The organism is Kitasatospora sp. NPDC051705 (assembly GCF_044453265.1).
Taxonomy (GTDB): Bacteria; Actinomycetota; Actinomycetes; order Streptomycetales; family Streptomycetaceae; genus Kitasatospora.
Genome location: NZ_JBITCO010000002.1, coordinates 243,838 through 265,662 on the forward strand (window position 1 = coordinate 243,838; position 21,825 = coordinate 265,662).

15 protein-coding genes and 1 pseudogene are annotated in these 21,825 nt (G+C 76.3%); 10 read left to right on the forward strand and 6 right to left on the reverse strand.

What is annotated here, in order from left to right; translation table 11 throughout:
- The first annotated feature begins 758 nt into the window (after positions 1 to 758).
- The gene (locus ACIA8Q_RS03705; protein ID WP_360219649.1) at positions 759 to 1,025 is read left to right on the forward strand and encodes a hypothetical protein; all 267 of its coding nucleotides are present in this window, start codon (positions 759 to 761) and stop codon (positions 1,023 to 1,025) included.
- 277 nt (positions 1,026 to 1,302) lie between these two features.
- Positions 1,303 to 1,749 (forward strand): YjbQ family protein, encoded by a 447-nt coding sequence (locus ACIA8Q_RS03710; RefSeq protein WP_360219646.1) that lies wholly within the window; start codon positions 1,303 to 1,305, stop codon positions 1,747 to 1,749.
- Between the two features lie 199 nt (positions 1,750 to 1,948).
- Here the strand turns inward: ACIA8Q_RS03710 and ACIA8Q_RS03715 are convergent, their stop codons facing one another.
- On the reverse strand, positions 1,949 to 2,515 hold the full coding sequence (locus ACIA8Q_RS03715; protein ID WP_360219643.1) for a DUF1990 domain-containing protein: 567 nt from the start codon (positions 2,513 to 2,515) through the stop codon (positions 1,949 to 1,951).
- A gap of 144 nt (positions 2,516 to 2,659) precedes the next feature.
- On the opposite strand from ACIA8Q_RS03715, the gene ACIA8Q_RS03720 reads away from it, so the two are divergent.
- The gene (locus ACIA8Q_RS03720; protein ID WP_360219640.1) at positions 2,660 to 2,878 is read left to right on the forward strand and encodes a hypothetical protein; all 219 of its coding nucleotides are present in this window, start codon (positions 2,660 to 2,662) and stop codon (positions 2,876 to 2,878) included.
- A gap of 12 nt (positions 2,879 to 2,890) precedes the next feature.
- Here ACIA8Q_RS03720 and ACIA8Q_RS03725 read toward each other — a convergent pair whose 3' ends face one another.
- Both ACIA8Q_RS03725 and ACIA8Q_RS03730 read right to left on the reverse strand, forming a co-directional pair.
- Entirely contained in the window at positions 2,891 to 6,004 is a 3,114-nt protein-coding gene (locus ACIA8Q_RS03725; RefSeq protein WP_360219637.1) for an SMC family ATPase, read from the reverse strand.
- A complete protein-coding gene (locus ACIA8Q_RS03730; RefSeq protein WP_360219634.1) occupies positions 6,001 to 7,170 on the reverse strand; it encodes an exonuclease SbcCD subunit D in 1,170 nt (389 codons plus the stop codon). Before ACIA8Q_RS03730 ends, ACIA8Q_RS03725 begins: the two co-directional genes overlap by 4 nt.
- Positions 7,171 to 7,688: 518 nt before the next feature.
- Between ACIA8Q_RS03730 and ACIA8Q_RS03735 the strand changes: the two genes are divergently transcribed.
- The 3 genes from ACIA8Q_RS03735 to ACIA8Q_RS03745 all read left to right on the forward strand — a co-directional run bounded on the left by ACIA8Q_RS03735 (position 7,689) and on the right by ACIA8Q_RS03745 (position 10,786).
- A complete protein-coding gene (locus tag ACIA8Q_RS03735) occupies positions 7,689 to 8,537 on the forward strand; it encodes a hypothetical protein (protein ID WP_360219631.1) in 849 nt (282 codons plus the stop codon).
- Between the two features lie 220 nt (positions 8,538 to 8,757).
- A complete protein-coding gene (locus ACIA8Q_RS03740) occupies positions 8,758 to 9,438 on the forward strand; it encodes a hypothetical protein (protein ID WP_360219628.1) in 681 nt (226 codons plus the stop codon).
- Between the two features lie 550 nt (positions 9,439 to 9,988).
- Positions 9,989 to 10,786, forward strand: coding sequence for an SGNH/GDSL hydrolase family protein (locus ACIA8Q_RS03745; RefSeq protein ID WP_360219625.1), 798 nt, complete (start codon positions 9,989 to 9,991; stop codon positions 10,784 to 10,786).
- Positions 10,787 to 11,042: 256 nt separating this feature from the next.
- Here ACIA8Q_RS03745 and ACIA8Q_RS03750 read toward each other — a convergent pair.
- From ACIA8Q_RS03750 to ACIA8Q_RS03760, 3 genes and pseudogenes are all read right to left on the reverse strand, one after another.
- Positions 11,043 to 11,456, reverse strand: a pseudogene (locus tag ACIA8Q_RS03750) (nitroreductase/quinone reductase family protein); the annotation flags it as partial.
- 207 nt (positions 11,457 to 11,663) lie between these two features.
- Positions 11,664 to 12,794, reverse strand: a complete 1,131-nt coding sequence (locus ACIA8Q_RS03755) for a polysaccharide deacetylase family protein (RefSeq protein ID WP_360214032.1) — start codon at positions 12,792 to 12,794, stop codon at positions 11,664 to 11,666.
- 328 nt (positions 12,795 to 13,122) lie between these two features.
- Complete coding sequence (locus ACIA8Q_RS03760; protein WP_360213913.1) at positions 13,123 to 15,063, reverse strand: AMP-dependent synthetase/ligase; 1,941 nt, start codon at positions 15,061 to 15,063, stop codon at positions 13,123 to 13,125.
- Positions 15,064 to 15,883: 820 nt separating this feature from the next.
- Here ACIA8Q_RS03760 and ACIA8Q_RS03765 point away from each other — a divergent pair.
- From ACIA8Q_RS03765 to ACIA8Q_RS03780, 4 genes are all read left to right on the forward strand, one after another.
- Positions 15,884 to 18,952, forward strand: coding sequence for a nitrate- and nitrite sensing domain-containing protein (locus ACIA8Q_RS03765; protein WP_360213915.1), 3,069 nt, complete (start codon positions 15,884 to 15,886; stop codon positions 18,950 to 18,952).
- A gap of 95 nt (positions 18,953 to 19,047) precedes the next feature.
- A complete protein-coding gene (locus ACIA8Q_RS03770; protein WP_360213917.1) occupies positions 19,048 to 19,467 on the forward strand; it encodes a roadblock/LC7 domain-containing protein in 420 nt (139 codons plus the stop codon).
- Positions 19,468 to 19,475: 8 nt separating this feature from the next.
- On the forward strand, positions 19,476 to 20,135 hold the full coding sequence (locus ACIA8Q_RS03775) for a DUF742 domain-containing protein (RefSeq protein WP_360213919.1): 660 nt from the start codon (positions 19,476 to 19,478) through the stop codon (positions 20,133 to 20,135).
- Positions 20,116 to 20,760, forward strand: a complete 645-nt coding sequence (locus ACIA8Q_RS03780; RefSeq protein ID WP_396316713.1) for a GTP-binding protein — start codon at positions 20,116 to 20,118, stop codon at positions 20,758 to 20,760. Before ACIA8Q_RS03775 ends, ACIA8Q_RS03780 begins: the two co-directional genes overlap by 20 nt.
- Positions 20,761 to 21,825 lie beyond the last annotated feature (1,065 nt).

The following is a 21,825-nucleotide window of genomic DNA, read 5'->3' on the forward strand; positions in this document are numbered from 1 at the left end:
CTACCGACCGGCGCGGCGCGACCTGCGGGGACGTCCGGTCGGCCGGATCGGGGCGGGTGGACGGGCCCCTGGCCCCGGAGCCGCCGGTGCCGGGCCCCTGGCGGGGCGGCACCGGCAGCCTGGTGGCGGCCCGGCCGACCCTCTACGGCCGGCCGCCGGTCCGGGCACCTGGCGAGCCTGGCCGCCGCAGCGTCGAGGCGGCCGGGCAGTGGCTCGCAGGAGCCGGAGTTCTTCATCACTCGAACACGCGATCGGTGCGGTGCGGGCACCTGCGTGTTCTCAGAGATATTGCTTGGAGGAATCCCGGGAGTCAATCCCTCGAATGTGTTCACTTCATGAAGTCAGGGGGATCTGTCGACCGGTCTCCATGTCGACCTCCGGGGGGTTGTCCCCTTTATATGTGCCGCGCGTCGTTCCCCGCCATCGCCCCCGCCGTCCTCCCTCTCGCCGCCCCGCCGTCCTCCCCCTCGGTCGTTCCCTCGGTCGTTCCCTCGTCGGCGACGACCGGGTGCGCCCGGCGCACTCGGCGCACTCGGCCGGACCGGGCGCCGGGCCAGTGCCTCCGGACACCGGTGACGAACGGCTGGTCGTGCACCATCATTGATGCCTAGTCGTGACCGGCCGGGTAGCCCCTGGTGCATCGTCAGTTGACGCCGCACGGTACGGTGGCACAACACCAGGGACGGTTGCGCGAAGGCCGTCCATCGCGGATAGTCTTCGCCTCTGGCCCTGGCGCCTCGTAGGGGTGGGAAGAACTGATGGAACACATGCAAGTGCGGACTCGGCCCCGTGTGCCGGCGATCCAGTGCGGTGTCGGCACGACCGGCCGCCGGATCGAGCGACACCTGGCCGTGCTCGGCGCGCCCGCGCTCCCGGCGGTGGACACCGCCGAGGCGCTCGGGCTGATAAGGGAGCTGACCCCGCGCGGCGCGGACGCTCCGGCGACCCGGCGCCGCCACGTGCGGGTCTCGCTGCTGTCGCCGCTGCGGCGGCTGCGCCGCAGCCTCTTCGGCGGACGCGGCTAGGGCCTCCGGGCCCTGGCCCGGGAATCCCGGCCGGGGGGCCTCGGCCCGCCGCGCACACCGGGATCCCGACCCGACGGACCACCAGGACCGTCGGGTCTTCGGCGTACCCGGGGAGTGCGCGGGGCCGGCCGCGGACCGGCGCGGGCCACGGCCCGGGCACCGCCCCCCGAGCGCCCCGTCTGGTCTGAACCTCTCACCCTACGCCCGCGTGCCGGCCCGGCGAGCGGAGTCGGCGAGGTACTGCGCGGGCACGGGCCCGGTGGGTGAGGATGGCGCCATGGCGGACAACACCCACTCCACCCCCACCAGCCCCTTCCAGACCACCACCTTCGAGATCACCACCGGCAGCCGCGAGGTCGCGCTCGACATCACCGACCGCTGCACCGGGTTCCTCACCGAGCGGGCCGCCGGCCGCGACGGCCTGCTCAACGTCTTCGTCCCGCACGCCACCGCGGGGATCGCCGTCCTGGAGACGGGCTCCGGCAGCGACGAGGACTTCCTCGCCGTCCTGCGCGAGCTGCTCCCCGCCGACGACCGCTGGCGCCACCGCCACGGCAGCCCCGGACACGGACGGGACCACGTCGTCCCCGGCCTGGTCGCCCCGCACGCCACGCTGCCGGTGATCGGGGGCCAACTGGCGCTCGGCATCTGGCAGTCCGTGGTGCTGGTCGACACCAACGGGGACAACCCGCGCCGAACCGTCCGGCTCTCCTTCCTCGGCTGAGCGGCCGACCGGACCGGACCTGGCCGGACCTGGCCAGGTCCGGCACGTCACCGCACCGCGCCGGGCCGGGCCGTGCCGTGCCGTGCCTGGGCGGTGGGCGAACGCTCCGTTCGGCGCGAGCGCATCTTGCCGGCTCACGTCCGCGGCCCACGTCCCCCGGCTCGGGCCCGTCGGCCGGGGCTCGCCGCCCCGCGCGCGGTCAGCCGTGCGCGGCGGGGTCCGCGACCGCGGCGGCCACCGCGGCGAGGTAGCGCTCGATCGCCAGGTACTGGCAGAGCTGCGCCACCGGTCGCCCCAGCCGCGCGTACCAGGCGCTCAGCCGGGAGAACGCGGCCACCTCGAACCACACCGCTCCGTCGGCGTCCATCGACACCAGGAACGCCTCCTCGCCGCACTCCGGGTGCCCGGGCAGCGTGCCGTAGGCGAAGCCGATCCGGTCCGGCCGGTCCACCGTCCACACCACCCGGCAGGGGATGACCAGCCGCGGCCACCGCCCGCCCGGCAGGCTCAGCCGCAACAGGACCGTCGCCCCCTCCTCGGCCGGCGCGTGCGGGTACACGGCGAACCCGGTGCCCAGCTGGCTGCCCCAGCCGAGCACGTACCGCCCGGCCCGGGCCAGCACCTGCGGCCCGTGGCCGAGGTGCACCCGGCGCCGCAGGTGCGCGTAGCCGGCCGGCAGGGGGCCGCCCCGGGTGGCGCCCACCTCGGGGTAGGAGGGGGCGGCGGCGCGGGCCGCGAGCAGGCGGTCGTGGAGGTCGGCGGGCATGCGGCCCACCGTAGCCGGGGGCGGCGCGGGCCCCCTCGGCGGGCCGGGGAAGGGGCGAGGAAGGGCTGGGGAAGGGGCCGGGGCCCCGGGGCCTGCGCGGCCCCCGCCTTGCGGAGGGCACCGCCCGCGCAGTAGGAAGGCGGCATGAGTGACGGCACGAGGGACGAGGACACGACGGTCTGCGGGCTCGCCCCGGAGGCCGGGGCCGGGGCCGCGCTGGTGCCCGCCCCGGCGCAGGCCGGGCCGCGGGCCGACTGCGTCCTGTGCGGGGAGCCGACCGAACTGCCCGCCGACCACCCGGGCAGCACCCTCTGCCCGGTCTGCGCCTGGCAGCAGGCGCAGCGGATCGCCTGCTCGGGCTGACGCCCGGCGGGCTCAGGCGTCCTCCCTCCCGGCCAGGGCCAGGGTGGAGCCGTGCCGCCCCTTGCGCACCAGCAGCTGCGCCGGGATCCGGCTGCGCAGGTCGGCGACGTGGCTGACGATGCCGACCGCGCGGTCCCGCTCGCGCAGGCCGTCGAGGACGTCCATCACCTCCTCCAGGGACTGCTCGTCGAGCGTGCCGAAGCCCTCGTCGATGAACAGGGTGTCCAGCGGCATGCCGCCGGCCTCGTCGGTGACCACGTCGGCCAGGCCGAGGGCGAGCGCGAGGGAGGCGAAGAACCCCTCGCCCCCGGAGAGCGTCGCGGTGTCGCGCTCGGTGCCCGTCCAGGCGTCCACCACCCGCAGGGCCAGGCCCGAGCGCTTGTTGCCACTGCCCCGGTCGTCGCTGTGCACCAGGGTGTACCGGCCGCCGGACATCCGCACCAGGCGGTCGCTCGCCGCCGCCGCGACCTGCTCCAGCCGGGCCGCCAGCACGTACGACTCCAGGCGCATCCGCAGCCGGTTCTCGGTGGAGGTGCCGGCGGCCAGGGCGGCCAGCCGGTTGATCCGCCCGTACCGCTCCAGCGCCGGCGCCAACCCGGCGGCCAGCTCGCCCAGCTGCCGGCCGATCGCGGCCAGTGCCGCGCAGCGCTCACCGGCCGCCGCCCGGGCGGCGTGCGCCCGGCCCAGCCGGTCGGTGGCGGCAGCGAGCGCGGCCGCCGCGGCCGGCAGGTCCACCGGCGGGCGGGCCGCGGCCTCGGCCAGTTCCGGCAGCGCCAGCTCGCGCCGCACGGCGGCCGACTCCGCGCGGTGCCGCTCGACCCGCGCCTCCAACCGCTCGCGCTCCGGGCGGGGCAGCAGCACCGCCAGGGCCTCCCCGGCGTTCGGGAAGCCGGCCGCGGCGGCGGCCCTGGTCAGCTCCTCCTCCGCGTCGCCCAGCCGGGCCAGGGCCCGGTCACGGGCGGCGGCGGCCCCGGCCACCGCGGCGACCAGCTCGACCAGCCGCTCCAGCTCCGCCGCCCGGTCGGCGACCGAGTCGGCCTCGCCGCGGGCGGCGGACACCAGCGCGGTGAGCTCCCGCCGCTCCAGGTCGAGCGCCTGGAGGCGGTCGGTGCGCACGGCGCCGCGCTCGCGGGCCTCGCGCAGCTCGGCGAGCCGGCGGGTCTGGTCCGCCGACAGCCGGGCGACCTCCTGCTCGACCCGGCCGAGCGCCTCCGCCGCGTGCAGCGCCTCGTGGTGCTCGCGGGCCAGCTCGTCGAGGGCCCGCGCCAGCGCGTCGACGGCCTCCGGCCCGGCCGCCCCGGCCGCGGTGGCCTCGCGGACCCGCAGTGCGGTGAGCGCCTGGTCGGCCGCCGTCCAGGCCTGCTCGGCGACGGCCTGGGCCCGTTGTGCCCGTTCCTCATCGCCCGCGGCGACCAGGGCCCCGGCGGCCTCGGCCGGTGCCGGGTGCTCGGGCGATCCGCAGACCCGGCAGGCCTCGCCCGCCCGCAGCTGCTCGGCCAGCTCGGCCGCCATTCCGGTCAGACGGCGTTCGCGCAGGCTCAGGCAGTGCTCGCGGGCGTCCAGCGCGGCCGTGCGCAGCGCGCTCACCCGCGGTTCCTCGGCGGCGATCCGGGCCCGCAGCCCGTCGCGCTCCCGGGCGGCGTCCAGCCGGGCTGCCGACTCGGCGCGCCGGCCGTCCAGCTGCTCCACCCGCAGGCCCGCGGCCCGGGCCTCGGACTGCTGAGCCCGGAGGCCGTCGAGCCGCTCGTCGTACTCCGCCAGCCAGTCCTCGGCCTCCTCGGCGAGCTCCTCGGCCCGCCGGCGTTCCTCGTCCAGGAGCCGCTGCTCGCGGGCGAGTTCGGCGCAGCGCCGCTCCTGCGTCCGGGCCGTCTCCAGCCGGACCAGCTCCGCGCGCAGGCGCCGTTCGGCCTCGGCCAGGGCCGCCGCGGGAGCCTCGGCCAGGGCCGGGCCCTCCTCCGCGCCGACCTCACCGGCCTCCTCCGCGCCGACCTCACCGGCACCGCGGCCCCCGCCGGCCGGGACGCGGGCGCCCGCGTCCGGCCGGGCCAGCGCCGCGCGGTGCCGGCGCTCGTCCTCCCGGGCCCGCCCGAGGGCGTCGGCCGCGCCCTCGCGCAGCCGCAGCGCGGACTCCACCCCGACGGCCGCCTGCGCCGCCGCCAGCCGCCGGCCGTCCGCGGCCGCCTCGGCCTCCGCTGCGGCCAGCCGGTCGGCCCGCCGCAGCGCCTCCCGGTGGCGGCCCTGGCGGCCGGCCAACTCCTCGGCCTCCCCGCGATCGGCCTGGGCCGCCCGCTGCGCGGCCTCGGCACCCTCGAGCGCCGCCTCGGCGACCGCGAGCTGCTCGGCCGCTCCGCCGCGCAGCACGGCCGCCCAGCCGAGCACCCCGGCGGTCAGGTCCGCGGCGTCCTCCTCGGCGGGAACCCAGTCCGCGGCGGGCTCGGCGTCCGGGCCGGCCGCCTGCTCGGCCTTGCTGGCGAGGTCCCGCAGCCGGCGCCGACCGGCCTGGACGGCGGCCTCCTGGGCCCGGCGCTGCTCCGCGAGCCACGCCTCGACGTGTTGGAAGCGCTCGGTGTCGAAGAGCCGCCGGAGCAGCTTGCCGCGCTCCTCCGAATCGGCCTTGAGGAAGCGGGCGAAGTCGCCCTGCGGCAGCAGCACCACCTGGCAGAACTGCTCCCGGTTCATGCCGATCAGCCGGTGGATCTCCTCGCCGGCCTCCTGGTGGGACTTGCTGACCGCCCGCCAGCCGGGCGTGCCGTCGCCCGCGTCCGCGGCCCACTCCCGCAGCAGGGTCTGCGGGCGCTCGACCGTGGTGCCGGTGCCGACCTTCTTCGGGCGGCGCTGCTCGGGCAGCCGGGTGATCTGCAGCCGCCGCCCGCCGAGCGTCAGCTCCAGCCGGACCTCGGTCAGCCGGCGCGGGTCGGCGTGGTCGCTGCGCAGCCGGTTGGCGCGGCGGGTGCCGGGCACGTCCCCGTACAGGGCGAAGCAGACGGCGTCCAGCACGCTGCTCTTGCCCGCGCCCGTCGCCCCGCGCAGCAGGAACAGGCCACCGGCGGCGAGCGCGTCGAAGTCGACCGTCTCGCTGCCCGCGAACGGGCCGAAGGCGGTCACGGTGAGCCGGTGCAGTCTCATCGGGGCAGGTCCGCCTTCCGGTCGGTGTTCTCCCGGACGCTCTCGAACCCGGTGCGCAGCCAGTCCAGCTCGTCGCCGTCCGGCTCCGCGCCGGGGCGCACGTGCCGCAGGAAGCCCTCCGCGACCTCCAGGTCGGCGCGGCCGCTGACCCGGGCCGCGTAGGAGCGCGTCGGCTCCGCGTCGGCGTCCTCCGGGTCGAAGAGCAGCTGCAGGGTGTGCGGGAAGCGGCGGCGCAGCTTCTCCATCGGCTCGCTCGGGCGGGCCGCGTCGGTGAGGGTGGCCTGCACCCAGGACTGCTCGTGGGGCGCGTACGCCTCGTCGGTGAGCAGCGCGTCGAGACCGTCGCGCAGGGTGACCAGTGGGCGCGGCTGCGGGCAGTCGACCCGCTCCGCGGCGACCGACCCGTCGGCGGCGAGGTCGACCAGCCACATGGTCTTGCGCTGGTTCGCCTCGGAGAAGGAGTAGGCGAGCGGGGAGCCGCTGTACCGCAGGTGCGGGGCGAGGGTCTGACAGCCGTGCAGGTGGCCGAGCGCCGCGTAGTGCACGCCGTCGAAGACCGCGGCCGGCACCGAGGCGACCCCGCCGACCGCGATGTCCCGCTCGCTGTCGCTCGCCGTGCCGCCGGTCACGAAGGCGTGCGCGAGCACCACCGCACGGGTGCCCGCCGGGCGGGCCGCCAGATCGGCCCGGACCTCGTCCATCGCCGCGCCGAGCACCGCCGCGTGCCCGCCGCGCTCCAGCCCGAACCGCTCGCGCACCAGCGTCGGCTCCAGGTACGGCAGGCCGTAGACCGCCACCGGGCCGTGCTCGTCCGCCAGCAGCACCGGGACGGCGCACTCTCCCGGGTCGGTGCGCAGGTGCACGCCGGCCCGGCCGATCAGCCCGGCGCCGACGCCCAGCCGGCGGGCCGAGTCGTGGTTGCCGCTGATGAACACCGTCGGCACGCCCAGCCCGGCCAGCCGGTGCAGCACGTCGTCGAACAGCGCGACCGCGTCCAGCGCGGGCAGCGCCCGGTCGTACACGTCCCCGGCGACCAGCACGGCGTCCACGTGCTGCTCCCGGACCACGTCCACCAGGTGGTCCAGGAAGGCGCGCTGGGCGTCGTGCAGGCTCTCCCGGTGGAAGGAGCGGCCGAGGTGCCAGTCGGAGGTATGCAGCAGTCGCATGGTCCCCGACCCTAACGTCCGGCACCGACAATCCCGTCCGGACCAGCCACCCCGTCCGTCCCGGCGGGCGGGTCCGGGACGGCGCCGGACCCTGCGGTGGGGCGCCCCGGCCCCGCCCCTCCGATCACTCGGGGTGGATTGTCAGTGGCTCTGTGTATGTTCCCCGGTGTCGGCGGCTCCGGGTCGGGGCGGCCGGCGGTGTCCGTCGTCGGGTGTGCGGGGTGGGAGGAACCATGCGGGTGTGGTCGTCGGAAGGTGTGGGCTCCGGTGGCTCCGGAGCGGTCGCGACCGCCCGGAGGTCCGGGGCGGCCGGCGGGTTCGGGCGGTCCCGGGTGCGCCGGAGGGCGCTGGTGCGCGCCGGGCGCGGGCCGGCGCCCGGCGAGGGCGGCGGCGGGGGAGGGCCCGGCGGGGCGCGGCCGCCCCGGGGGGACGGGCCGCCCGGCGGCGGTGCGGGAGGCGGCGCCGCGTCCGGTCGGCGGGGCGGGCGGGTCCGGGGCGGAGCCCCGCCGCCGGAGCCGGTGGCGGTCGCGCTGGCGGCGGCGGCCGCCGACTTCGCGGCCCTGGCGCGCCACGGGCTGTTCGGGCGGCTCGCGCACCCGGAGTACCTGCGGCGGGTGGAGTCGCACCTGCGCGCGCTGCACCGTCGGGGCCTGGAGGTGCACCTCAGGGTCCTGGAGGCGGGGGACTACGAGGACTACTGTGCGGCGCTCGGCCTCGATCCCCGGGCGCCCGCCACCCGGGTCGCCTACGCGGCCGATCCGGAGCTGGCCGGCGAGCCCTTCGTCTACGCCGGGCAGCGGCTGGCCGGGCTGCTCCCGGTGCTGCTGGACGACCACCGGGCCCGGGTGCGGATGTCCGTCGCCGGGGTCGCGCTGCTCCAGGCCGTCGGTGACGACGAGGACGGGCGGCGCAGGCTGGCGGCGGTCATGGGCTACGTGACGGCGGTCTACCTCGCGCTGGCCGCGGGTGCGGGGGAAGGCGGCCACCTGCTGACCCTGCGCTGCCACGGCCCGGAGGACGGCGAGCAGCTCACCTCGGCGGTGGACCTCCGCGTCCGGGCGGGGAGCCTCCACCCCGAGGGGCGGGACACCGAGGCGTTCTGCGTCACGCTGGCGGCGGGCGTGGCCGGCGGCGGCACGGGGGCGCTGCTGCTGCACGGCGATCCGGCCGCGTCCGGCGGTGCGCTGGTGCGCGGTTGGGCGCTGGCCGGCGGGCGATTGCGGCCGATGACGGTCCACGAGGTGTTCGACGAGCTGGCCGACGACGCGGCGCGCGGTCTGCCGTTCCCGCCGGGGGTGGTCCCCCGACCGGGGTTCCCGGTGCCCGGGTTCCCGGGCGAGGGGGAGGGGGGTGGGCCGCGGGGGTGACGTCGCCGGGGTGATCAGGGGGCTTCCGGGCGCCGCATCCTCCATGCGGCGCTGGGGACTGTTCATCGACCGCCTGTTCGGGGAAGATTCGGAGAAGATCAACAGCAGGAGCGTGTGGTGCCCCCACGCCGACGCTCCGGCCGCTCCGCTCCGTACCGTGCTCCGCAGGTCCGCCCCGCGCACCGCCGGTCCGGCGAGCCCGACACCGAGAGGGGGACGCATGAGCCGGATCGAGTACAGCGCGGAGATCGCCGAGCTGCTCGGCAGGGTGCGCCGGCGTCCCACCGCGGGGTGGCCCTGGCGCCCGGGCGAGCAGGTGCCCGGTGACCTGCCGGTGAAGCAGTCCTGGGGCTGGCTGTTCGCCCCGGACGGCCGGGTGCTGACCTTGGTCAACCCCCGGGACGGGATCTGCTCGCTGCCCGGCGGCTCGCTGGAGCCGGAGGACGCCGGCGATCCGGCCCGCGCCCTGGCGCGGGAGGCGGCCGAGGAGGCCCAGGCGGTGATCGGCAGACCGTACTACCTGGGCTACCTCTACGACCGGGTGGGCTCGGCGAACGGCGGGCACGAGTGCGCGCGGGTCCGGATGGCGGCGCCGCTGCGGGCGGTCGGCCCGAGCGTGGCCGACCCGGCCTCCGGGCGGCACTACCGCCGGCTGCTGGTCGCGCCCGGGCTCGCCGTCGAGCTGCTCGGCTGGGGTGCGCCGGGGCTGCGGCAGGCCCGGGCGGCCGTGGCCACCGCGGCGCACCGCCTCGGCGTGCCCGTCGCCGCGAACGAGACGATCGAGGAGCTTCCGGTGGGGGGCTGCACCGTCTTCCCCGGTCCCGCCTACCCGGGCGTCGACCAGGGCCTCGCCGAGCCGGGCGCCCCTCGCCCCGAGGACCGTCACCCGGCCGACAGCTGATCGTGGGCCGACGGACGGCCTCCGGCCGACGGCTGGTCCGCGGTCGCAGGCTGGCCTTCGGCCTACGGGTGGCGCTCGGGGAAGGCTGATCCCGGGCCGAGGGCCGGTCCCCGGCTGACGGCTGGTGCCCGGTCCGCCCGCCGCCGCGTCGAGCCGGGTGGCGGCCGTCTGATCACCGGCCGGCCGCCGCTCCACCGGCGACCACTCCACCTGCCGCCGCTCCACCGGCGACCGCTCCACCGGCTGCCGTTCCACCGGCTGCCGTTCCACCGTCGGGCGCGCCCGATCGGGCACCCCCGCCCGCCTCCCGACCGCCCTTTCGGCTGACCGCCGACTGACCACTCGCTGACCGTTCGGCCGACCACTCTCTACGCGCGATGACCGACGCCCGTCGGCATTGGCCGCCTTGACCAGCGTCAACTCACGCACTGTGGGCCGGGGTTCACTTCTGCGTTGTCAGACGGTCCGTCAATATCCTTGGCATGAGCGCTTCCCGGTTCACCTACCTCCTGGTATTCCTTCTGTGACCAATGCCACACCAGGAGGTGTCATGCTCCGTCCAGCTCGTGCACTGTCCGTTGCCGCGATAGCGGCTCTCCTCACTCTGACCACGCTCTTCACCGCGTCGTCCGCCAACGCGGCGGGGGTCAACTACGTCGCGCTCGGGGACTCCTACTCCGCCGGCGTCGGCGCCGGCAGCTACCTGAGCGACAGCGGTAACTGCAAGCGGAGCACCAACTCGTACGCGTACCTGTGGAAGAACGCGCACGCGCCGTCATCCTTCTCGTTCGTCGCCTGTTCGGGTGCCAGAACCGGCGACATCCTCAACAACCAGATCTCCGCCCTGAGCTCCGGCACCACGCTGGTCAGCATCTCGGTCGGCGGCAACGACGCCGGGTTCGCCGACACGATGAAGACCTGCGTGCTGGAGTCGGACAGCTCCTGCCTCAACGCCGTCAACGCGGCCCAGAACTACGCCCGCAACACCCTGCCGGCCCAGCTGGACAAGGTGTACTCGGCGATCCACGCCAAGGCGCCCAACGCCCACGTGGTCGTGCTGGGCTACCCGCACCTCTACAAGGTCGGCGGCAGCTGCATCTTCGGCATCGGCGACACCAAGCGCGCCGCGATCAACGGCGCCGCCGACACGCTGGACGAGGTCATCGCCAAGCGGGTCGCCAACGCCGGTTTCACCTTCGGTGACGTGCGCAGCGCGTTCACCGAGCACGAGATCTGCGGCTCGCTGACCACCTGGCTCAACAGCACCACCCTGCCGGTCGACGAGAGCTACCACCCGAAGGCCTCCGGCCAGTCCGGTGGCTACCTCCCGGTCTTCACCCGGTCCTGACACACAGCCCCGCTGCGCGTCGCTGACGCGGGACCGCGAGGCCGGTCCCGCGCCCGCACCGGTGCCGCCGGCTGCTCCCCGAGGAGGGGAGCAGCCGGCGGCACCGGCCGTTGCTCAGGCGCCGGCCGGTCTTGTCGCCGTTCCCGTTCCCGGGCCCGGTGTTCCTCGCCGAGGCGTTCCAGCGCCCCGGCCGGCCCGGGGCGGCTGCGGGCCAGGGCGGGGAGGAACGCGGAGTCCTCGCCGGCGTGGTGGTGCGTCAGCCCTTCGCAGAAGGTCGGGCAGTGCCGGCGCAGCCGGAGCCCGAGCCCGGCCGGGCTCCGCGGGGCGTTCCAGGACCGCGACGGCCGGCTCCCGCCTGCGTGACGGCCCGGTAGTCGCCGTAGCCGGGTCGCTTCCGGACGGCGGCTGCGAACCTCCGGTCCCGCCGAGCGCGCTCGGCCGGCACGGCGACGGCATCGAAGGAGTCGGCGCCGAGTTCGCCCCGGGCCGCGGGAGGGGCGAGCAGGCTGCGGTACCACGGGGGGCGGGTGCGCTCCGGCCGCCGCGGCGGCGACCGGGAGCAGTCCCTCCGCCTCGACGTACCCGAGCGGCACGGTGTGCGGGCGCCCCGAACGGCCCCGGCAGTGGTGAGCAGCAGCGGGCCGCCGCCCTCGAAGGGGCCGCCGACGCGGCCACGGGTGTGGGTGGGCTCTCCGGCGGGACGGGGGAGTCACGACCACACGCGGTGCGGGGGTTCAGGGGTTCAGGGGTGCGGGGCGCAGCGGCGCATCGGTGTACGGCGGTGGGAACGGGCCGACGGACGGACGTCGACGGCCCGTGCGCGGCCGGGCCGCCGCTCCGGGGTGGGAGCGAAGGCCCGGTGGAGTGGGGCGGTGGCTCAGTGCAGGTAGTCGGCCAGGCCGGCGGGCTTGAGGCCGGCCGCGTCGGCGGCGGCCAGAGCACGCTGGAGGTCGGTGGCGAGGGTGTCGGTCCAGTGCATCAGCACGACGTCGCCCGGCTGCAGCGTGCCGGGGTGCCAGATGTTGGAGGCGCCCCAGCTGAAGTCGGCGTCGGCGGTGAGGACGGTGCGGATGCCGCAGTTCGCGGCGGCCTGCAGGGTGTCGGCGTTCCAGGCGAAGTAGGGCGGCCGGAACACCACCGGGGCGGTGCCGAACAGGCGGGTCAGGGCGTCGCGGGCGTCGCAGATCTCGACCTGCTGCCGTTCGAGCGGGAGCGTGCTGAGGTCGGAGTGGGAGACGCTGTGGTCCTGGACGGAGGAGCCGGGCACGGCGGTGACCCGCCGGAAGAAGCCCGGGTCGGTGCCGGCGGGCATGGGCAGCGGGAAGGCGGTGATCGGCAGGCGGTGGTCGGCGATGAACCGCTCGGCCTCGGGGGTGCGCTGCCAGCCGTCGTCGACGGTGAAGAAGACGACCTTGTCGTCGGTCGGGACGGAGCCGGCGGCGACGGCCGGGGTGGGCGCCGGGCCGTCCACCCGGACGTCGTCGACGGAGAACGGCCCCTGCTGGTACCAGCCGTGGACGTAGAGGCGGACGCTGCGGGCCTTGGGGCCGGTGGTGAAGCGGGTGGTGAGCTGCTGCCAGCCGCCTGCGGTGCTCGCGGTCCAGGCGGGGGCGACGTCGCGGCCGGTGCCGGTGGCGCCCAGGTAGACGAAGGAGCCGCGGACCCAGGCCGAGGCGGTGTAGGTGGTGTCGGGCTGGACGGAGACGGTCTGCGCGCACTCGCCGGTGGAGTCGTCGCCGGCCGGGGTGACGGTGAGCGCGGAGCTCCCGGAGTGCGGGGCGGCGGTGGTGAGGGCGGCCTCGGCCGGGCCGCCGGTGCAGCTCCAGCCGGGGACGCTGCCCCAGTCGGCGAGGTCGGGGGAGGGAAGTTCGAAGCCGGGGTTGGTGGCCAGGTTGACGGTCGGGCCGCCGGTGCCCCCGGCGGCTCCGGGGGTCGCGGTGGCCACCGGGGCGGTGAGCGCGGTGAGCAGCGCGACGGAGGCGGCCAGCGCGGACAGGCGCGTGGACATCGACACGTGAGGACTCCTGCGGGGTGGGGGAGCCGCGCCCGTGGGGAGGGCGTGGCGGAATCGGGACCGTGGAACCGGGGCGCTCCCCGAGGGGCGGGAGCGGGTGGTGCGCCGCACGCGGACCGAGGAGAAACAATGGACTGGACCAATCGGCCCGTCAAGGGAACGGCGGGTGAACCGAGTGCCGCCCGCCCGGCCGCAAAGAGGACGAGACGACCCGTCAGGAGACGTACCGCACAAGGGCGGTGGAACCGGCGGCTCACCGACCTATCGGACGTGCCGGTGGGGGCGGGGCGGCGGGCCGGATCGGGGCGGCACTCGCGCCGGCTCAGGAGACGTACAGCTCCGCGACGTCCTCGGCGTAGTACTCGGCGATGGCCGCCCGGCGCAGTTTCAGCGAGGGCGTCAGCAGGCCCTGCTCCTGGCTGAACTCCCGCGGCAGCAGCCGGAACGCGCGGATCGACTCGGCCCGCGACACCGCGGTGTTCGCCGCCGCCACCGCGCGCTGGATCTCGGTGTGCAACTGTTCGTCGGCGAGCACCGCCCACGGGTCCAGCTGTTCGCGCCCGTGGGTCTTCAGCCAGTGCGCCAGTGCGCCGGGGTCGAGGGTGATCAGCGCGGCCACGTAGGGCCGGTCGTCGCCGACCACCAGGCACTGGGAGACCAGCGGATGCGCGGCCACCCGCTCCTCCAGCGCCGACGGGGCGAGGTTCTTGCCGCTGCTGGTGACGATCAGGTCCTTCTTGCGGCCGGTGATGGTCAGGTAGCCGTCCTCGTCCAGCCGCCCCAGGTCGCCGGTCGCGAACCAGCCGTCGACCAGGGACTCGGCCGTGCACTGCGGGTGGTTGAGGTAGCCGCCGAAGACCGAGTCGCCGTGCACCCACACCTCGCCGTCGTCGGCGAGCGCGACCGAGCAGCCCGGCAGCGGGTGTCCGACGGTGCCCGGCTTCTGCCGGCCGATCGGGTTGGCCGTGATCGCGGCGGACGTCTCGGTCAGCCCGTACCCCTCGTAGAGCTGCAGTCCGGCGCCGGTGAAGAAGAGGCCGAGGTCCCGGCGGAGCGAGGATCCGCCGCACATCACGCTGCGCACCCGGCCGCCGAGCACGGCCCGCAGCCGCTGGTAGACGGTCCGCTCGTAGGCGAGGTGGCGCAACCTCAGCTTCGGCCCGGGGCCCGGCCCGCGGCCGAACACCTTCTGCTCCCGGGCGGCCGCCCAGTCGACGGCCACTTGCCGGGCCTGCTCGAAGAGCTCCCCGCGCCCGGCGTCCTCGGCGGCCTGCCGGGCTTGTTGGAAGATCTTCTCGAAGACGTAGGGGACGGCGTTCAGGAAGGTCGGCCGGAAGGAGGCCAGGGCGGGCAGCAGCGCGTCGGTGGAGACCTCGGGGACGTGGCCGATCCGGAGCCCGCCGCGGATCGCCGCGATCTGGACGGCCCGGCCGTAGACGTGCGCCAGCGGCAGGAACAGCAGGGTCGACGGCTGGCCGCCGCCGGTGTCCCGGAAGGCCTCGCCCCAGCCGCCGAGCAGGGCGTCGGCCTCGGCGGCCAGGTTGGCGTGGGTGATCAGGCAGCCCTTGGGGCGCCCGGTGGTGCCCGAGGTGTAGACGACGGTGGCGATGTTCCCGGCGGCGACGCCGAGGCGCTGGCGGTGCACCAGCGAGTCGGGCACGTCGCGGCCGTCCTCGACGATCGCGGCCACGCAGTCGCGGTCCAGCTGCCAGATGCCGGTGAGGTCGGGCAGCGCGTCGCAGACCGCCCCGACCGTCATCGCGGCGTCCTCGTCCTCGACCAGGCACGCGACGGCCTGGGTCTCGGCGAGGATCCAGCGCACCTGCTCGGCGGCCGCCGTCGGGTAGACCGGGACGGTGATCGCCCCGATCGACCAGAGCGCGTAGTCGAACAGTGTCCACTCGTAGCGGGTGCGGGACATCAGGGCGACCCGGTCGCCGTAGCGCACGCCGCGGGTGAGCAGGCCCTTGGCGAGGGCGAGCACCTCGTCCCGGAACTCCCGCGCGGTGACGGGCTCCCACTGCTCCGACGGGTCCGGGCTTCCGGCGGCGCCGGGACCGCCCTGGCTGCCGGGTCCGCCGTGGCCGGTGCCCGGACTGCCGTAGCCGGTGCCGGGTCCGCCGTGGCCGGCGCCGGCGGGGGGTGGCGTGCGGCGGGCGAGCTGGACGAGGTCGGGCGTGCGTTCGGCGGTGTCGTAGAGCGAGTCGGCGAGTCCTCCGGTGGCCCCGGGCCCGGCCAGGGCGGGGGTGGTGAACTCGCGCACAATCCCCCCGTTCGCGTCTCGCGTCCCGCGGCCGTACCGCCCGCGCCGTGCTCCTGCCGTGCCCGTGGTCCTGCCGTACCCGCACCGGGCCGGGGCCCGTACCCGCACCTGGGCCGGACCCGTGCGCCACCGCCGGTGCCGTGCCGTCGGCCGGTGCCCCGCAGGGCCCGTGCCACCGCCGGCGGCTGTCGCCGACCGGGCCGTTCGCGGGCCGTTCCGTGCCCGTGGCGCCCGGAGGGCATGGCGGTGCTGCCGGGCAGCGCAGGTGCAGCGAAACTATCGGATCGTCGTTTCGCTGCCCAGGGTTGTGACCGTGACGCGACGAGATCGGCACCGGGCCGCACGGAAAGTGTCGGGCGCGGGGAGGAGTCGTGTGCGGCCGACCACCGGGGCAAACGGGGCGTCCAGGGAGGATCCGGACGGCTGGCGGCGGTGATCGGGACCGCTTCCTGACGTGTCCCGGTCGAGCCGGAGAAGTGGGTGGGTTCGACCCTCGAACGAGTGGTCAGGGCGTAGTAGGCTCTCGCAGACCTGCGGCCGGGGGCCTCCCGGCCAGGCCCGATCCGACGACGCACCATCCACGCCGACCAGCCCCGCGGCCCCTTCCGCACCGCACCCGACACCCGTGCAGGACCCCCGCAGGACCTGCGCACCCACGCCCCGACGCCGCCCGACCGGCCCGGACCGCCCCCACGGCTCCGAGCCCCGCCCGCAACACCGGCACAGCAGCACCGCCCGTGGCCGGCTCCCGCCGCCCGGACCGCCCCACCGTTCCGAACCGCTCCCCGTCCGCGCCTGGCACTTCCCGACCGAGGACTCCATGCGTCTGCGCAGCAGCTCGATCCGCGCGAAGATCATCGCGCTGCTCCTGGTGCCCATCGTCGCCCTCACCGCCCTGTGGGTGTACGCGACCCTCGCCACCACCGGAGACGTCTGGGGCCAGCTGGAGATCACCCGTACGTACAAGGAGTTCGGGACTCCGGTCGACCAGTACGCCACCGACCTGCAGAACGAGCGGCGGGCCGCCGTCCAGCGCCTGGCCGACCCGAACTCGCGGGCCGCCAAGGACGCCTACGAGCGCGCCAAGACCGCCACCGACCACAGCCTCGACGTCCTGCGGCAGAAGATGGACGGCTCCGGGGGCAAGCTCTCCAGCGCCCAGCGCGGCCGCTTCCTGCAGATCGTCGCCGCGGCCGACCAGATGGGCCCGCTGCGCGCCCAGGTCGGCCGCTCGGCGCTCAACTGGGAGTTCGCGCTCGACCAGTACAGCGACCTGGTCAAGCCGGTGTTCGGCTTCCGCTCCGCCTACGTCGCCCGGCAGACCGGCCAACTCCCCCGCCAGGGGACGATCCTGATCGAGCTGGTGCGCGCCCGCGAGTACCTCTCCCAGGAGGACGCGGCCATGGAGGGCCTGCGCGCCGGCGTCGCCAGGCCCACCGGTGAGCAGTACCAGGTCGCGCTGGACGCCCTGCACAACCAGCAGGCCCTGTTCACCGTCTACATCGCCGAGCTCGAACCCGCCGACCAGGCCGACTACATCGCGCTGCGCGGGGGCGAGGCCTGGGCCGCGCTCGCCCGCGCCGAGGCGGACTTCGTCGGCGCCGGAGGCCCCGAACGGGTCGCCCAGGCCATCAACGGCGACTCCTGGCGGGAGACCGCCGACCGGGCGCTCGGCGACCTCGCCGCCATCAACTCCCGCATCGCCGCCGGGATCGGCGACCGCGAGCGGTCCGCGGCGATCGGACTGCTCTGGCGCGGCGGCATCGCCGGGGCGATCGGCCTGGTCGCGGTCGTGCTGTCGGTGCTGATCTCCTACCGGATCGGGCGCGGCCTGGCCCGCGAACTCATCGGCCTGCGCAACTCCGCCAACGAACTCGCGGGCACCCGACTGCCCTCCGTGATGCTGCGGCTGCGCCGCGGCGAGGCGGTGGACGTCGCCGCCGAGGCCCCCGAGCTGCGGTTCGGCTCGGCCGAGATCGGGCAGGTCGGGCAGGCCTTCAACGCCGTCCAGCGGGCCGCCGTCGAGGCCGCCGTCGAACAGGCCGACCTGCGCCGCGGCGTCTCGGCCGTCTTCGTCAACCTGGCCCGGCGCAGCCAGGTCCTGCTGCACCGCCAGCTCACGCTGCTGGACACCATGGAACGCCGCACCGAGGACCCGGCGGAGCTGGAGGACCTCTTCAAGGTCGACCACCTCACCACCCGTATGCGCCGGCACGCCGAGGGCCTGATCATCCTGGCCGGCGGATCCCCGGGGCGCGCCTGGCGCAAGCCGGTCCGGATGGTGGACGTGGTCCGCGCGGCGGTCGGCGAGGTCGAGGACTACGCCCGCGTCATCGTCCGGCCCTTCCCGGGGACCGGCCTGCTCGGCAGCGCCGTCGCCGATGTCACCCACCTGATCGCCGAACTCGTCGAGAACGCCGCGGTGTTCTCCCCGCCGACCACCCAGGTCACCGTGCAGGGCGAGGTCGTCGCGCACGGATTCGCCCTGGAGATCGACGACCGCGGGCTCGGGCTGAGCGAGCAGCTGCTCGCCGAGATCAACGAGCGCCTGGCCGTGGAGCAGGAGTTCGACCTGGCCGACACGGACCGGCTGGGCCTGTTCGTGGTCAGCCGGCTGGCCCGGCGGCACGGCATCCGGGTCCACCTGCGCCCCTCCCCGTACGGCGGGACGACTGCCGTCGTGCTGATCCCGCGCGAGCTGCTCGCCGAGGCGCCGGACGGGCGGCCCGAGCCGCCGCAGGCCGGACAGCGGTCGGGCCCGGCCCGGCGCGGGCAGCGCGACCTGGTCGCCGTGCCCCCGCTCGCCGGGACCGGAGCGGACGCGCCGGGCGGCGCGCGCGGCACGGGCGGTGCCACCGGCACCGGCCGGGCGAGCGGTGTGAACGGCGCGGGTGGTGCGAGTGGTGCGAACGGCCTCAGCGGTGTGCCCGCGGCGCGGCCGACGGCCGTCGGTGGCGGTACCGGCACCGGTGGTCGGCACCGGGGCGGCAGCGGCGGGCCCCGCCCGTCCCTGCCCGAGCCCGGCCGTACACCGGGCGGACTGCCTCGCCGGGCCTCGCGCACCAAGGGCGGGCCGGTCCTGGTGCCGGCACCGTCACCGTCCGGCGGCCCGGTGGCCGACGGCGAGGGCCCGCCCGGGACGGGGCGGCACCGCCGCGGGGAGGCGCCGGCCTTCGCGGACGCAGCCGTGGACGCCGTGGACGCCGTCGGTGGCGCCGACCCTGCCGGCCCTGTGGGCGTCGCCGGGACTGCCGCGGGTGCCGCCGTGGGTACTGCCGTGGGTACCGCCGCTCCGACGGACCCGCAGCCGCAGCCCGTGCAGCGCACTCCGGGCGGGCTGCCCCGGCGCGTCCGGCAGGCCAACCTCGCGCCGCAGCTCAAGGACCAGCTGGCCAACCGGCTCCGCGACCGTGCCGCGGCCGGCCCCGAGGGCGGCGCCGCCGGCGACGGCGCGGGGAGCGGGGACGGCGAACCGGCGCGCGAGCGCTCGCCCGAGGAGGCGCGGGCCGCCTTCGCCTCGTTCCAGCGCGGCTTCACCCGCGGTCGCGGCCTCACCGCCCCCGTGGCACCGGCGAGCCCCCGGCCCGCAGCCGTCCCCGCCTGGCAGCCCCCGGACCCGTCCCGCCGGGCGATCAGCCCGGCCCCCGCGCCGATGGCGCTGCCCGCGCCGTCCGAGGCGACCCGCGCGCCGCTGGCCCGCCGGGTGCCGCCCGGTCAACCGGTGCGCCTGAACCCGGTGAACCCGGCGCCGGAGGGGCCCGTACCGTCATCGGTACGACCCGATGCGCGGGCGCGGACCGAGGGGCCCGGGCCCGGACGACCCGACGGACCCGGGCCCGGACGACCCGACGGGCCGGAAACATCCGAACGTCCTGGAACGTCTGAATGACCGTACGACCCGATTCACCCGCTCCACCCGCGTGACCGCTTCACCCGCACGACCGCTTCACCCGCACCACCTGCTCCAGCGGAAGGAACTGATTCATGACCACTTCGACGCAGCCGTCCGGGGACCTCAACTGGCTCCTGGACGACCTGGTGGGGCGCGTCGCGGCCCTGCGGCACGCGGTGATCCTCTCCAGCGACGGTCTGGCCACCGGCGCCTCCCGCGGTCTCGACCGCGAGGACGCCGAGCACCTGGCCGCCGTCGCGGCCGGCTTCCACAGCCTGGCCAAGGGCGCCGGCGGGCACTTCAAGGTCGGCGGGGTCCGTCAGACCATGGTGGAGCTGGACGAGGCCTTCCTGTTCATCACGGCCGCCGGCGACGGCAGCTGCCTGGCCGTGCTGAGCGAGGCCGAGGCGGACATCGGCCAGATCGCCTACGAGATGGCGCTGCTGGTCAAGCGGGTCGGCGAGCACATGGCCGCCGAGCCGCGCACCGAAACCGCCCCGCCGGTGAGATGAGCGGTCCGATGGCGGATCCGAAGGGGGAGACGGCGGGGCGGACCGGCCCGGACGGGGCGTCCGAGCCGTCCGGGCCGCGCGTGCCCGGGGTGACGGCCGGCCCGGACGGACCGGCCGGGGCCGACGGCGTGGTCACCCCGCGCCTGGTCGCCCCGCATCCGGTCGAGGCTGTGAGCGGCGTGAGCGGCACGGACGACGGCGCGGACGAGGGCGCGGACGACGGCGGCCCCGACGAGGACGGTCCGGAGGCGCTCGAGGTCGACCTGTTCCGTCCCCGCACCCCGGTCGACGACCGCTGGTTCGACGACGAGGCCGGGCCTGTGGTGCGCCTCTTCTCGATGACCCGCGGGCGCGCCCGGCCCGTCGAGGACGGCCTGTTCGACCTCATCTCGCTGATCACCGCCGCCGATCCCGGGCCGGACGCGGGGGCCGTGCCCGCGCACGTCCTCGACCCGGAGCACCAGACCATCCTGGCCTGGTGCCGCCGCGAGCCGCTGTCCGTCGCCGAGCTCGGCTCCTACACGGACCTGCCGGTCAGCGTCGTCCGGGTGCTGCTCGGCGACCTCTACGATGCCGACCTGATCAGCGTCACCCGACCCGTTCCGCTCGCCGAGCTCCCGGACGAGCGCCTGCTGCGAGACGTGATCAATGGACTCCGTGCGCTCTGACCACGACGGCGCCACCGCCCCCGCCGACCGCGCCAACGACCCGAGCTGGCGCGGCGGCCCGGCCGTCGCGGTGAAGATCCTGGTCGCGGGCGGCTTCGGCGCGGGCAAGACCACGCTGGTCGGCGCCGTCAGCGAGATCCGGCCGCTGCGCACCGAGGAGGAGCTCAGCGAGCTGGGCCGCCCGGTGGACGACACCGCGGGCGTGGAGGACAAGCGCACCACCACCGTGGCGATGGACTTCGGCCGGATCGACCTGCGGCCCGGGCTCGCGCTCTACCTCTTCGGCACGCCGGGGCAGGACCGCTTCTGGTTCGTCTGGAACGAGCTGGCGCGCGGCGCGCTCGGTGCGGTCGTGATCGCGGACACCCGGCGACTGGCCGACTGCTTCCCCTCGGTGGACTTCTTCGAGCAGCGCGGCATCCCCTTCGTGGTCGCGGTGAACTGCTTCGACGGCACCGAGCGCTTCTCGCCCGACGAGGTCCGGGACGCGCTGGACCTCGACCCGGGGATCCCCGTGCTGCTGTGCGACGCCCGGCTGCGCGAGGACGGCAAGGACCTCCTGGTCGCGCTGGTCGAGCACGCGGCCGCCCGCCGTCACCGTGCCCCGACCTCGGCCCGGACCTGACGAAGCGTCAATTCAGCTCCAATGGAGCGTCATCCCGTATGTGGCGCCCGCCCGGCCCCGGCCCGGCGGGTGTCCGGGGCTGCCTCGGTCGTGGCGCTCCGCGTAGTCGCGGGGCCCGCCGAGGCGCCCATGCATCGCCCGCCGTCTCATTCCGGTGTCCGCATCCCGGACGTTTCATGTGCTGAAGGTTGCCTAGACCGGCGCGGCGTGGAAGGCTCTGGACACGAAGGCCGCCCGGCCGTGCCGTCGGGAGGGCCGGAAACGTTCCGTTCACGCGACCGCGCTCCGAGCGATCGCGCAGCAGTGCAGAGCCAGGGGGAGGGCTTCAGGATGACCGTCGACCAGCGACGCGCCGCCACCGTCCCGGCCCCCGTCACGCCGGCACTCACCGCCCGCCGCTACATCGACCAGGCCCTGATCTGCAGCGCCTGTTGTCGCTGACCGGCTGACCGTTTCCCGGTCCGCCGCAGGCGCCCCGGCCCGTCCGGCAGCCCTCCGGCGCACCATCACCCCCGTTGACCAGGCCGATCGCGGGCCCGCCCACCCGGCGTGCCCGCAGCGGGCCGTCCGGCCCCGCCTCGCGGAGAGACCACCAGTGAACATCGCCTGCACCAGCCCCGCCCCCGGCACCGCCGGCCGCCCCCGCAGGACCGGGGCGGTCTCCGCGGTGTGCGACGGCGGACCGGCCGGGCGGTGGAACGGGCGCGCCGACCGCGCCGAGGACATCCGGAGGGGTCGCCTCGACCTCGAGCCGTTCTGGCCGTCCCGGCAGCCGCACCTGTTCGATCAGACGTGTCCGGGCTCGCCCAGCGCGTCCCGGCCCTCCGCCGGCTGATCCCGGATCAGCCCCGCACGACGCCCGGTCGACGCGCAGACGACTCCACCCCGTCCGTCACGCGCGAAATGAGCGGTACACCATGTCTTCCTCCTCCACGGCCACCCTGAACCCGCCCACCGCGACCCCGCACCTGCGCGCGGTCCGCTCCCTCCCGGGCGTCGCCCCGGTCGGGCCCGGCACGTCCGGCGCCCCCGGCTCCTCCGTCCCGCACGCCGCCCCGGTCGCCG